Annotated in this window: 10 protein-coding genes and 1 tRNA gene; 6 read left to right on the top strand and 5 right to left on the bottom strand. The window is 69.7% G+C overall.

Annotated elements, in window-relative coordinates; genetic code table 11:
* On the bottom strand, positions 1–575 hold a 575-nt coding region (locus DZA62_RS32710), incomplete at its 3' end, for a hypothetical protein (protein WP_116953162.1).
* A 162-nt stretch (positions 576–737) separates the two neighbouring features.
* On the opposite strand from DZA62_RS32710, the gene map reads away from it, so the two are divergent.
* A complete protein-coding gene (gene map, locus DZA62_RS32705; protein ID WP_116953161.1) occupies positions 738–1,505 on the top strand; it encodes a type I methionyl aminopeptidase in 768 nt (255 codons plus the stop codon).
* 53 nt (positions 1,506–1,558) lie between these two features.
* A tRNA-Arg gene (locus tag DZA62_RS32700) sits at positions 1,559–1,634 on the top strand.
* Between the two features lie 309 nt (positions 1,635–1,943).
* Here the strand turns inward: DZA62_RS32700 and DZA62_RS36600 are convergent.
* Positions 1,944–2,090, bottom strand: a complete 147-nt coding sequence (locus tag DZA62_RS36600) for a hypothetical protein (RefSeq protein ID WP_198664447.1) — start codon at positions 2,088–2,090, stop codon at positions 1,944–1,946.
* 725 nt (positions 2,091–2,815) lie between these two features.
* Between DZA62_RS36600 and DZA62_RS32695 the strand changes: the two genes are divergently transcribed.
* From DZA62_RS32695 to DZA62_RS32685, 3 genes are read left to right on the top strand one after another with little or no spacing between them, the layout of a single operon-like run.
* A complete protein-coding gene (locus DZA62_RS32695) occupies positions 2,816–5,284 on the top strand; it encodes a glycoside hydrolase family 3 C-terminal domain-containing protein (RefSeq protein ID WP_198664446.1) in 2,469 nt (822 codons plus the stop codon).
* Positions 5,281–7,770: a hypothetical protein gene (locus DZA62_RS32690; protein WP_116953159.1), complete on the top strand. Its 2,490-nt coding sequence runs from the start codon at positions 5,281–5,283 to the stop codon at positions 7,768–7,770. The genes DZA62_RS32695 and DZA62_RS32690 overlap by 4 nt, the downstream gene beginning before the upstream one ends.
* A gap of 10 nt (positions 7,771–7,780) precedes the next feature.
* Complete coding sequence (locus tag DZA62_RS32685; protein WP_157988053.1) at positions 7,781–8,614, top strand: amidohydrolase family protein; 834 nt, start codon at positions 7,781–7,783, stop codon at positions 8,612–8,614.
* On the opposite strand, the gene DZA62_RS32680 is transcribed toward DZA62_RS32685, so the two are convergent.
* Together DZA62_RS32680 and DZA62_RS32675 are read right to left on the bottom strand one after the other, a co-directional pair.
* Positions 8,595–9,638: a Gfo/Idh/MocA family protein gene (locus DZA62_RS32680; RefSeq protein WP_116953157.1), complete on the bottom strand. Its 1,044-nt coding sequence runs from the start codon at positions 9,636–9,638 to the stop codon at positions 8,595–8,597. The two genes, DZA62_RS32685 and DZA62_RS32680, sit on opposite strands and share 20 nt — an antisense overlap.
* Entirely contained in the window at positions 9,635–10,753 is a 1,119-nt protein-coding gene (locus DZA62_RS32675) for an enolase C-terminal domain-like protein (protein WP_116953156.1), read from the bottom strand. Before DZA62_RS32675 ends, DZA62_RS32680 begins: the two co-directional genes overlap by 4 nt.
* Positions 10,754–10,811: 58 nt before the next feature.
* Between DZA62_RS32675 and DZA62_RS36085 the strand changes: the two genes are divergently transcribed.
* Positions 10,812–11,630, top strand: coding sequence for an IclR family transcriptional regulator (locus DZA62_RS36085; protein WP_198664445.1), 819 nt, complete (start codon positions 10,812–10,814; stop codon positions 11,628–11,630).
* Here DZA62_RS36085 and DZA62_RS32660 read toward each other — a convergent pair.
* Entirely contained in the window at positions 11,627–12,613 is a 987-nt protein-coding gene (locus DZA62_RS32660; RefSeq protein ID WP_198664444.1) for a zinc-dependent alcohol dehydrogenase, read from the bottom strand. The genes DZA62_RS36085 and DZA62_RS32660 overlap by 4 nt on opposite strands.
* Positions 12,614–12,745: the final 132 nt, after the last annotated feature.

Below are 12,745 nucleotides of genomic sequence, written 5' to 3'. Positions count from 1 at the left end.
AGCTGGAGCACCAGGGCGACGGCGACCACGACGTCGACCACGGCGCACCACTCGGCGAAGGAGCGCGCCACCACCAGGTTCCGCCTCAGGTGGACGACGTCCCAGACGCCGTGGAGGAACCAGCCGGCCGCGACCAGATAGCGGCCCACATCCGGGTCGAGGACCAGACCGGCGAGGCCCAGTCCGCCGAAGACCAGCATGCCGACGGCCTGGGCCCGCAGTCTCGCGTCCCGCCACACCCGCCCGCCGGCGGTGTTCCAGACCAGCACGACCAGCGCGACCGCCCAGAACACGACGCCGGGCGAGATGAGGTCGAGGCCGCGGAGCACGAAGACCACCGCGAACCCGGCCGCCAGCAGCGGCCACGTCGCGCGCCGCCGCTCCAGCGTCGCGACGACCAGGTAGAGCAACGGCAGCAGCGGCAGGATCCCCGCGAACAGCAGCGTGCCGTCGTCGGTGCCCGCGCCACCGGCCAGGAGGGTGGACATGGCGAGGGCGAGCCCGGTGGGCCAGCGCGCGGCGATCCGCGTGTACCAGGGGGCGGGATGGAGCGTGGGCGAAGGCGTGGTGGTCATGGTCTCGAGCCTCGGGCGGTTCCGCGCACGCCGGTATCCGCGCGATGTCACCTCTGGACCGTGCGATTCGCACGGCCGGCCCGTGCGACCAGCGGACGAGGCCCTCACCGGTATAGTTATCGCCGACTGAGCCCGGAGGGCTCCGGACCGCGAAGGTGCCCCATGATCGAGTTGAAGAGCCCCGCCGAGATCGAGGCGATGCGCGCCGCCGGCCGCGTCGTCGCGGCCGTGCACACCGAGGTGCGCACGCAGGCCGCGCCCGGGGTGTCGCTGGCCGAGCTGGACGAACTGGCCCGCAAGGTCATCGACGGCGCCGGCGCCGGCTCGTCCTTCCTGGGCTACCACCCGCGGTTCGGCGCCACGCCGTATCCGGGCGTCATCTGCACGTCCGTGAACGAGATCATGCTGCACGGCCTGCCGACGTCGTACCGGCTGCGCGACGGCGACCTGCTCAGCGTCGACTGCGGCGCCCACGTCGACGGCTGGCACGCCGACGGCGCCGTCAGCTTCGTCGTCGGGACGCCGTCGGCCGCCGACATCGCGCTGATCGAGACCGCCGAGCGGACCCTCGCCGCCGGCATCGCGGCCGCGGTCCCGGGCGCCCACCTCGGTGACGTCGGTCACGCGATGTCCGCCGTCGGCCGGGCCGCGGGCTACGGCATGCAGAACGACTTCGGTGGCCACGGCATCGGCCGGGCCATGCACGAGGAGCCCTTCGTGCCCAACGAGGGCTCCCCCGGGCGCGGCCTGCGGCTGCGGCCGGGGCTGGTCATCGCCATCGAGCCCAGCCTCATGGCCGGCGGCCACGACGGCTACCACATGGCCGAGGACGGATGGTCGCTCGTGACCGACGACGGCAGCCGCAGCGCGCACGTGGAGCACACCGTCGCCATCACCGAGAACGGCCCGCGCATCCTCACGCTGCCGTGAGCGGAACGGGTTAGCTCGGCGCCGCCCGGTGCTGATACCCTTCTCAAGCCCGAGCCCGCGTAGCTCAGGGGATAGAGCGTCTGCCTCCGGAGCAGAAGGCCGTAGGTTCGAATCCTACCGCGGGCACCAGCAGGTCAGTCGGCAAGTCGATCATCACAGCGAGATCACCCGACCACTTGACGACCCTGATGCACTTCGTCCGCTCGAGGGCGTTTGCCGCAGCCGCAGAGGCCACCCTGCGGCCCATGAAGACGTTCTGGGTCATCGAGGGCTGCTCGCGGCCAGATGGTCTGTTATCTCCCTGGCCGACAGGCCGCCACTCCGCGGGAACAGCAGGTCCCGCGGATCGGCCAGCCAGCTCATGCGCGTCCGTCTCACGCAGAGGTCCATCACGCGGCCGGGCACGGCGACAACCCGCCGCCCGGCGTCGGTCTTCGTCTACTCGTCGAGCACGCCGCCCTGAACCATCCGGAACGCCGCCTTGGTGCTGATCTCGATCACGCCGTAGTCGATGTCTACGATTGCCTGCCGAACCCCCAGCGCCTCGCCAATGCGCGCCGGTGCCGTCCAACTCTTCCTGTTCAAGCTCGGCCGCCGGCTCGGCGCCAAGGGCCGAGCACCGGGGTTGACATCGCGCCCCGATGAGCGGCACCCCGTCACCGCTGAGGCCGCGCAGCAGCGGCTCGGTGACGGCAGCGACGACCACGGTCACCGCGACCTCGACCGTCAACGCGACGGCGGAGACACCAGCGTGACCCGTGCGGCCCTCCGTTGCCTCGCCGAGCGAGTTCGGTGGCGGCCTCCGGGATGTCGGCCGGAGGCGCCTCCGCCCGGTCGCCGGCGCATCGTGGTCCTTCCGATTGCTCCTGCGGTCGCCCAAGGGCCCGGGAGCCGTGGGCCTGCGTCGCGGTAGGACGATCGGCGCTCCAGGGACTTCGCCGCCGAGCCATCAGCAGGACGACGATCAGGTGACTGTTGATCAAGAGCGCGACGGCCGGAATCGCACTGACCACCGCCGCGACAGGGACGCCGATCACCCTTGCGGTTCCTCGATCGCGCCCTCAGCCACCGCGATGCGTTCGCGGATGAGCACGACGTGGCCCCGTCGGCTTCCGGTGCTCGGGCAACGATGGCCTCCATGCACCCTCTGGTGAAGTCCTGGGCGCGGCTGAAGTCGCGGCCGACCCGCGGATGAAGGGTCGGCACCTCCGTGGTCCTCGGACCTGGTCACCTCTTTGACTAGCAGCTGAGCCCTCGCAGGGAGCTAGTGATGGACGCATGAGTTCGACATCTCGATGTACAGTTCGTATATGTGCACGGCTGCGGCTTCCGAACCGGACGTGGAAGCGATGCTCGGAAGCCTCGACCTGGCGGAGAAGGCGGCGCTGCGGTCGGGAACCGACGCGTGGCACTTCCCCGGCGTCCCGAGCCTCGGAATCGCTCCGGTCCGCGTCGCAGACTGCGGGCACGGCATCACGATCATGGGCGAACGATCGACGACTGCGACGAGCTTCCCGACGGGGGTTGGCATGGCCTCGACGTGGAACCCCCGCCTGTTGGAAGCGGCGGGAGCCGCGATCGGACGGGAGGCGAGCGGACTGGGCGTCGCCGTGGTCCTCGGCCCGAAGCTCAACTTGCACCGGGTGCCGCTGAACGGACGCAGCTTCGAGACCTTCTCGGAAGACCCATGGCTCGCCGGCTTGCTCGGTGCGGCAGTCGTGCGCGGCATTCAGTCGGAAGGGGTCGGCGCCTGCATCAAGGCGATCGCCGCCAACAGCCAGCAAGCCGACCAAGAGTCGATCTCCTCAGAGGTCTCGGAAACCGCACTTCGGGAGCTGTACCTACGCCAGTTCCAGCTCGCCGTCGAGTACGCCGACCCGGTCGCCGTGATGACGTCCTACAACCGGATCAACGGCAACCATCCCTCCGAGGACGCGTGGCTGCTCGAGGGGATCGTCAAGGGTGAGTGGGGCTTCCCGGGCGTGATCGTCTCGGACTGGCGAGCCGTCCACAGCCCGCGGGCACTGACCTCGGGCCTCGACGTCGAGATGCCGGGCCCCGGCGACTGGCTGGACCCGGGATCGGTGCTGGCAGCCGCCGAGCGCGGACTTGTCAGCGAGGCGGCGCTCGACGACTCGGCGAGGCGCATGCTCCGCCTGCACCAGCGGACCTCGGCCCGACGCGAGGACCCTGATCAGGAGCCCATGGTCGACTCTGCGCGAAATCGGGCACTGGCATTGCGCGTCGCCGAAGAGTCGATCGTGCTGCTGCGCAACGAGGCCTCCACCCTCCCCTTCCAGCGGGACGCCCTCCGGCGTGTCCTCGTCGTCGGCCCGAACGCCGCCGCCGCCCGATTGGGTGGCGGCGGGAGTGCCTCCGTCACTCCTCCGTACACCATCAGCCCGCTCGACGGGATACGGGAAGCTCTGAACGGGATAGCCGAAGTCGAGTTCCTCGAGGGCACCGGTCTCACCGGGGCCATGGTCCCGCCGACGTCTGCGCTTCGGCACCTGGGCGAGGACGGCGTGCTACGACCGGGCGTGCGGGTGAGGTATCGGGACCGGTCAGGTGCCGTCACGACGGAATGGGCGGTCGAGCCGACGACGGACCTGGCGTGGGGCTGGGCCTCGCCTGCCGACGGGATCGCGCAGAGCGGCTTCACGGCGGAGATCCGCGCATTGCTCGTGCCGCAGGTGACGGGCGCTTACCGGATCGGCCTCAGCGCGAGCCACGGGGTCGCCGAAGCCGAGCTCGGAACGTGCCGACTGGGCCGGATCTCGGAGGCGGCGCTCGCGACGCAGGGCTTCGAAGCGGACTACCGCGATCATCTCGATCAAGGCGTGGTGGAACTTGTCGCCGGCGTCCGATACGAGCTCTCGCTCCGCTACCGCAAGACGGGATCGGCCGGCGCCTTCCGCTTCGAGTGGGAGCCGCCTGGGAGGGACGCGGACTCCGAGCTGCGCGCCGCCGCCTCGCGGGCCGATGCCGTGATCGTCTGCGTCGGACTCTCGAACCAGCTCGAGGGAGGATCCAGAGACCGCGAATCCCTCCGACTTCCCGAGATCCAGGAGCGGCTCATCGAGACCGTTGCCGAGGCGAATGCGAACCTCGCCGTCGTGCTCTTCAATGGCGGACCACTCGAGCTGCCGTGGCTGACGAAGGCCCCAGCGGTGCTCGAAGCCTGGTATCCGGGGCAGGAGGGGGGCCGGGCGGTGGCGAGGATCCTGTTCGGGGACGTCAATCCTTCCGGGAAGCTTCCGGACACGATGGCGGAGGCGAGCGCGTATCCGGCGCTCGCGGGCTACCCCGGCAGCGATCATCGCTCGGTGTTCGCCGAAGATCTCCTCGTCGGCTACCGCTTCGTGGACGCTCACGGCATCGAGCCGACGTTCCCGTTCGGCCACGGGCTCAGCTACACCCGGTTCGAGCTCACACCGCCCCAGGTCACCAAGGCGACGGAGACGCTCGGGGTGCCGGACGTCCGCGTTGCGACGACGATCCGCAACGTCGGAACCACGGCTGGCGCCGAGGTCGTCCAGGTCTATCTCGCGTACGCCGCGGAGAACCCGGATCGTCCGGTGCGGCAGTTGAGGGCGTTCGAGAAAGTGCACCTGGAACCGGCGGAGTCGGCGGACCTGGAGTTCCGCCTCGGCGTGCGTGAACTCGAGGCCTGGGACGCCGAACTGTCGCGGTGGATGGTCCGTCCCGGCGCGTACCTCGTCGGCGTGGGTACGAGCTCTCGTGAACTCGCCCACGTCAGAATCGAGCTGGCGTCGTGACCGCGCGAACACCATCCGATCGACCAGGCGGGGGCAAGATTTCCAGACTGAAGCGGGTCACGCTGGAGACGACCCTCAAACCGTTCGAGACCGGGCGTCCGGACGAGGAGGTCGCCGAGGAGCTCTTCCGTCAGTGGGACGACCTCGTCGCCGGGGCGAACGGCGTGGCGATCCTGGTGTGGGTCGGCGACGGGAGCGAGATCCTGGACTGGTCGGGCGATCTTGATGAGACGTTCGAGTGGGCACGGTTCATCGGGTTCTCGAATCCCGAGCAGTTCGGCCTCGCAGCAGATGCGCCGATGAGCGCTCGTCCGTACCGCGTCGACACCGGCCCGATGAGTTACCGCCGGCTCCGTCAGATCGTGTCCGCACTCAGATCGGCGGCGACGCGTCACACGGAGGAGGCGACGATCGGCACGGCCTTCGACCCCGGACCGGAATTCGTGCCCTCGTCGTTCAAGTTCGAGCGTCACCCGGAATCCGGCGAGTCGCCCCTCGACCTCGGGGATGCGCCGGTCCGCACCCACTACCGGGTCACGTGCAGCTGGTCGCGGCTCGACGCCGACGACCGTAGCTACGCGGCCTTCCCCGCCGGCATTCCGCAGGGGCTGAGCTTCGGCTCATTTCTCGGCGCACAGTGCGCGAAGTACTTTCCCGCCGTCGGGTTCGACTACCTGTGGCTCTCCAACGGGTTCGGGTTCTCGTTCCATCCGTGGTCGTATCGCGGCATCAACTTCGACGGTCGTGCCTTCGGCGGCGTCGACGCTCGCGAGGCGGGAACGTTCGCCCTCTCGTTCTGGAGCGATTTCGCGGCGGCGTGCCGGATCCCGCTGGAGGCTCGCGGCACGAACTTCCCGGTCGGCGTCGAGCTTGCCAAGGACCTCCTGCCGCTTCGTGAGCTCTACCGACGAGGTCATCTTCGCTGGCCAGCACCGAACTCGCCGTGGGGAGCACTCAACCGGAACTTCGGGGTGGAGCTTGCCGGCGCGATGAGCCGCGCCGCCTCAGCGCCAGCCGACGATTTCCCCTTCCGCTTCTATGCCAATGACCCGTGGTTCTGGCAGAACCCGTGGCGAGACTGCTACGGCCGCGAACCGTACGACATCTTCATGCCGATGTCCGTCGCCGCACTGCGCAGGGACGGAACGATGCGCCGCGCTACGCTCGTGGAGATCCTCAGCGTCGACACGGAGCACGGGACCCTCGACGGCCGTGCCGCGAGGGAGATCGTGCCTCATCTGCTCGAGGCGATCGACACGGCGCCAGATCGGCCCGGTCCGCTCTGCTGGGTCTACCCCTTCGACGAGCTCTCGGCTCGGATCGGGTCGGACCCGTCGGCGGCGCCCGCAGCGTTCTTCCAGGACTGGTTCCTCGCGAACGCGATCACCCTGGGCCTTCCCGTCAGCAGCGTCGTGGCCTCCGGCGAGCTCGCCGCGATCCTCCGCTCCGACCCCGGACGACTTGACGACACCGTGCTCATCGCCTGCGCGGCGACCATCGGAGCGTCGCTGGCCGAGGCCCTTGCGGGGTACGTGCGGACGGGCGGACGAGTCCTCTTCTACGGAGCGCCGGCAGACGAGGCTGTACGCACTCTGCTGGACCTGCGCGAGGTCCCGGCGCTCGCGGGAGATGCTGCGATCACGATCACCCGGCCGGTCGAGGAACACCCCGCGGGTCCGTGGGGAACGATTCGGCTGAGCGAGGCGTGCTCGGCCGGGGGAAGTGGCGAGCTCGCCGGTCCGAGCGCGGGCGTTGTCGCGAGCCTCCGCATAGGCGGGGACGAACGGACCTTCGCCGTCACAAGGAGCGACGCAGACTGGGCCGGCGGACGAGCAGCCTGGCTGCGGGGCTCCCTTCCTATCGACGAGCACGGCACGAGCGATCTCCCACAGCGGCTCCCCGACACCTACGTCGACCCGGCGATCCTCGTCCGCACCCTTCTCGAAGACTTCCGAATTGTCGTACGGCACGCCCGTACGCCGGAGTCCGTGGTGTTTCACGACCGGACCATCTACCGGGAGCCGGCGCGGACGGTGCAGTTCACCGCATCGCGGTCAGACAACGCGCTGTGGCTCGCCGGCTACGAGCAGGACACGACCGCGTCGCTCTCCCTGCGCCTCCCCGAAGGAGCTCCCATTGCCGTCGGTCAGACGGCCCAGATCAACGATGGGCTCGCGACCTACCAGTTGGACAGCTCTTTTCGCCGGGAAGTACGCGTGTACCTGGAGCAGACGGCCGCAGGCCCCGTCGCCTGCAAGGAGGGGCATCCGATCAGCACACGACTGAACCCGCACGTGCGGCGGGTGCTGTCCGTCTCGCCCGTGGTCGACGCTCGTATCGAGGTGCATCCGCCGAAGCGGGCGCTCGACGACGACCGCGTCGAGGTACGCGTGAACGGCGAGGAACTCGAGCGGGATCGCCTCGAGCCCACCCGTCATGGGCTCGCCGTGGACGGCGTCACGGGCACCGTCGAGTTCATCTGGTAGTGCTGTCGCCATGATCGACGCGCACGTGCACGCCTGGCCGGAGTGGCCGTACCCGATTTCTCGCCGCGACGGTCGAGACGACGCGTCGGCGCCTCGGCTTCTCCGCCGCCTGGACGACGAAGGAATCGAGTCGTGCTGGCTCATCGCAGCCGAAGTGCCGGGCGGCCGGACCCCCACGCCGAACAACGAGTACGCGGAGGCGGCGAGGGTGCTGGCGCCCGCACGCGTCCGGCTCTTCGTCGACGTCGACAGTCGATGGGCGCCGTCGTATCACGCGACCGGCGCATGCGATCGCCTGGCGAGGCTCGTCGAGCGGTTCCCTCTGGCGTCAGGGGTCGTCCACTACCTCGCAGCCGAGGTCGACGGTTGGCTCGCCGGCGGCGAGGGAATCGCGTGGCTACGAGAGCTCGAGCGCCGCGACCTCGTGCTGAATCTCGCGCTCACCCCGGCCTGGCACCGGACGCTCGCTGCCGCGGCGCAAGCGGTGCCGGATCTGCCGTTCGTCCTCCATCATCTCGCCGGGGTCACGATGGCCGAGGAGCTCGACGGGCTCGAACCGCTCGCCGAGACCGCGAACATCGCCGTGAAACTATCGGGGGCCCACTACCTCGATCCACGTATCCTCGCCGAACCCTCCGGCGTGCGGGACGTCGCGGCCAGGCTGGCCGAGGTCTTCGGCGTGGAGCGGCTGGTCTGGGGATCCGACGCCCCCGTCGACGGCAAGTACGTCACGGCTGACGAGGCGCTGCAGTTGCGTGCGCAGTTGCTCGAGCCCTTCAGTCCCACCGAGCGCATATCGGTGACCGGCTCGAACGCCGCGCGGCTCATACGCCGAGGTCGTTGAGCTCGAGTGCTGAGCGGTAGCACGCCTCCACGAAGGCGACGGTCTCGACGCCGTTGGCGGCGTTAGCGAGGTGTCCCTCGAGCCGCTCGCCGCGCAAGAGGTCGATGAGAGCGAGGACGGGCGCGTCGGACGGGTAGGCGCGCATCGACGTATCCAGTTCGATCCCGGCGAGGACTCCTGCAGACGCGGTGACGCGGCCGTGCAGCGCATCATGCAGGATCCATCCGTCCGTGCCTGTGTAGCGCAGCCAGGCTGTCCGGTCGTCCCAATCACGGATCGTGCCGGCCGAGGAGAGGACGATCGTGGTGCCTGCCGGCGTCGAGGCGTTGGCGCCGACGGCGAGGTCCATCGGCGGCTGCTCCCAGTACATGTTGGCGCTCACCCGGGTGAGCGGCTGGTCGAGCTCGGCAACGAGGAGGGAGACGAGGTGGCCGAGCTGCGTCTGCCCCTGACCGCCGCCCGAAAGGGCGGGGTTCGCGTAGGTCGACCTGAGTGGGACGAAGCCCTGGTGATCTCGTGGTGGCGCCGAGGCGTCGTCGCCCCGGATGAGGTGCGCGACCGCGCTATCGAAAGCACCGGTGGCGCTGACGACCTTGCCGATCCGGCCCTCGGAGAGGAGCGATCGCACGAGCCGCGCGTATGGGTGAAAGAGATACGGATGGCTCACGACGATCGGTACGCGTCGCTGCGCCGCCAGGTCGCGCAGGATGATCGCATCGGCCGCACGCAGCGCCATCGGCTTTTCGACGAGGACGCCGACGCCGCGATCCACGGCCGACAAGCTGAGATCCGCGTGGGTCGCATGCGGGGTGGCGACGACCACGCCGTCGATCGACCCGTCGGCCACGAGCGCGTCGAGGTCCGGGTGCACTGGGCAGCCGAATCGGCGGCCGAATGTGTCGGCGCGGTCGCGGTCCGGATCCATGATGCCCGCGACCTCCGCGTCGGGGGATGCCGCCACTGCGGGTGCATGGACGGTGGCTGACCACCATCCCGCTCCGACGAATCCGATGCGGATGGTCATGCCCGGCTCCCGAATCCAGCGTCCTCCGGCGACAGTCCGACGCCGACAGCGCCCGGCGCGGCGGGGGCGCCGACGTCGGCCGCGATGTCGAGAACAAGCGTCTCCGCCATCGATTCGGGAGCGCAGGCCGAGAGTAGATGCAGGGCCCAGGGCTGGAGCGCGGAGGCGTGCGGGACGAATCGCACCCCGTGCTCGGCGGCGAGGGCGGCGATCGTCCGGGCGACGCCGAGTCCGCCGCACCACGTGACGTCCGTCTGAATGACGTCGATCGCTTCGCGTGCGATCAGCTCCTCGGCGGTCCGGACGCCGGCGAGATGCTCGCCGGTGGCGACTCGGACCGTTCCGGCGAGGCCGTCGCGCAGCCGCATGTACCCGGTGACCTCGTCAGCGGCGAACGGCTCCTCGATCCAGGCGAGACCGAGCCCCTCGCATGCGCGGGCGAACTCGACTGCGTAGGGCGGATTCCACGACGAGAAGCAGTCGACAGCGATGCCGACCGCGGTCGGCAGTAGGGCTCTCAGGCGCTCGACCCGGTCGACATTGCGGCGCAGCGAGGTGCGGCCGTCGGCCGGCCCGTACGCCATCGGCACCTTGACGACCTCGACGCCGCCGGCGCGTTCGACGAAGGCGGCTGCATCACCAAAGAGCTCCGCAGAGCCGATGGTGAGATAGTGCGGCAGCGGACGTCCGTGGCCGCCGAGGATGCGATGGAGCGGCGCGCCGAGAGCGCGAGCGCCGAGGTCCCAGAGGGCGAGCTCGACGGCGGAGACGGCCATCGCGCCGAAGAGACCGCCCGCATACGGGGCCAGAGCCCGCCGGAGCTGATCTGTGAGCTCGACCACTCCGGCCGCGTCCTGGCCGATGAGGAGGGGCGCGAGATGTGCGCGGATCGCCGACTCGGTGACGGCGCCGCCACGGCTCTGCCCGATCCCGAAGAGCTCGTCGCCCGCGCGCAAGAGCACCCAGACGACGTCCGCGCCGGGACCGCGCCAGCTGCTCCGCCGTTCGGCGAAACGCGGATACCACGAGAGGGGCGTCGCGATGCGCTCCTCGTCGAGCCACGTTGCCGACGAGAAGGGGGCGACCCGCGTCTCTACGGCGGTGATGGTGGGCATGATGGGGCCTCCTCGAGTCAATGGCGAGACTACGACGCCACGGGGTAAAGTTCGGAATATGGAACAAGCGGGTCTTCATTCGGAAAAGTCCGCTCGGGATGCCGGGTCCGGCGGTCGAGCGGTCGAGCGGGCGCTCAGTGTGCTCGCCCTCGCCGCCGCCTCCGGTGGCCGGCTGCGGCTGACCGACATCGCAGAGAAGCTGCAATTGCCGAAGTCGACCGCGCACAACCTCCTGGCGAGCCTGACCCGTACTGGGTGGCTTGAGCGTGATCCGCGCACTCGCGAGTTCAGCCTCGGCGTCCGCGCCTGGGAGATCGGGCACGCCTACTTGACGCTGAAGCCGCTCACGCAGCGGGCTCAGCCGGTGATGGACTCGCTGCGGGATCTGCTCGGGGAGACGGTTCGGCTCTCGGTTCTCGTCGATCAGGACAATCTCTGCGTGGCGAAGAGCCCGGGACCCCATCCGCTGATCTTTGACCAGCCGGTCGGGGCGCGGTTGCCCGCTCATGCGACCGGTCTCGGCAAGGCGCTGCTGAGCGGCCTGAGCGCAGCGGAGATCCATGCGCTCTACGCCGAGGACGCCCTGGACGTCTTCACGACATCGACGGTCTCGACGGTCGATGAGCTGCAGCAGCAGCTCGACCGTGTCCGGAGCCAGGGCTGGGCGGAGGATCACGGCGAGTATGTCCCTGGGATCCGGTGCGTCGCGGTTCCGATTCGGGACGACGAGGAGGCTGTCGTCGGCGCGATGTCGGTCAGCTTCCCGGTCGACCGGTTCGACGCGGAGGCAGAGCAGGCACGGAGCTCGCTGCTGCAGGCCGCCGCAGAGGTCTCCCGGCGCCTCGGGGCTGGGCACGCCGTCATCGGGCGTGGCTAAGCGGGAATCGCCTCGGCGTAGACAAGCACTTTCGAGGCCGAGGCATCATCCTGCGCGAGCGCGGAGAACGCGGCGTCGGCCTCGTCAAACGTGACACGGCCGTCGATCAGCTGGTCGAGGAGAGCTGGCTCGCCGCTCGCCCAGGCCGCGGTCTCGCGGAACTCTTCGGGGGTGTAGCAGAAGGAGCCGACGACCCGTCGCTCGGAGACGGAGATGGAGTACGCCGGAATTTCCACGATGGGCGACGCCATGCCCACGAGCGAGACCCTGCCGCCGGCGCGCACCGAAGTGAGGGCGGCGTCGATCGTCTCCGAGCGTCCGACGGCGTCGATCGCGACGTCGACCGCGCCCGTTCGCGCGCAGAACGCGGCGACGTCCTCCTGAAAGGGGTCGATCACGACCGCGCCAAGGCGCGCCGCCCGGCGGCGCCGTTCGGGAACGGGTTCGCTGACGAGGATGTCGCCGGCCCCGAGTCGCCGGGCGGCGATGACGCAGGCCAGGCCGATGGGGCCTGCCCCCAGCACGAGGACGCGCTGACCGGGTGCGACCTCGCCGCGAATGGCGGCGTGGTAGCCGACCGCTAGGGGCTCGACGAGGGCACCGTGTTCGACTCGCATGCCCACCGGGAGCGGAACGACGTTCTCGGCAGGCATGACGAAGTACTCCGCGAATGCGCTCGAGATCTCAGGATTGACACCGAGGACGCGCGCGCCGCCACCTGGTCCGGGCCGCAACTGCGGGTTCACCGTGACGACGCTGCCGACCGCGGCGGTCCCGTCAGTTCCCGGTCCCTGCCCGACGACGACGCCGACGGTCTCGTGGCCCATGACCTGACCGACGTGACGGCGGCCGTTCTGCCCGGTGTAGCCGTGCACGTCCGACCCGCAGATGCCCGTGGCGATCGTACGGATGAGCACCTCGCCCTCGCCCGCGGTTGGTTGTGGCCGTTCCTCGACACCGATCCGGCCGAAGTCCTGGAGCACCAATGCTCGCATTCCCATCCCCATCTGTTCGACATGCTGAACTGTCTTTTACACTGCTGAACAGATGTTACACTCGCTCCTGCAACCCACATCCGCACGGGGCGAGCCGAGACCGCGAAGAGGCGAGAGGAA

Source organism: Jiangella endophytica (genome assembly GCF_003427025.1).
Lineage (GTDB): Bacteria > Actinomycetota > Actinomycetes > Jiangellales > Jiangellaceae > Jiangella > Jiangella endophytica.
This window is presented reverse-complemented; position numbering and strand designations above follow the sequence as displayed.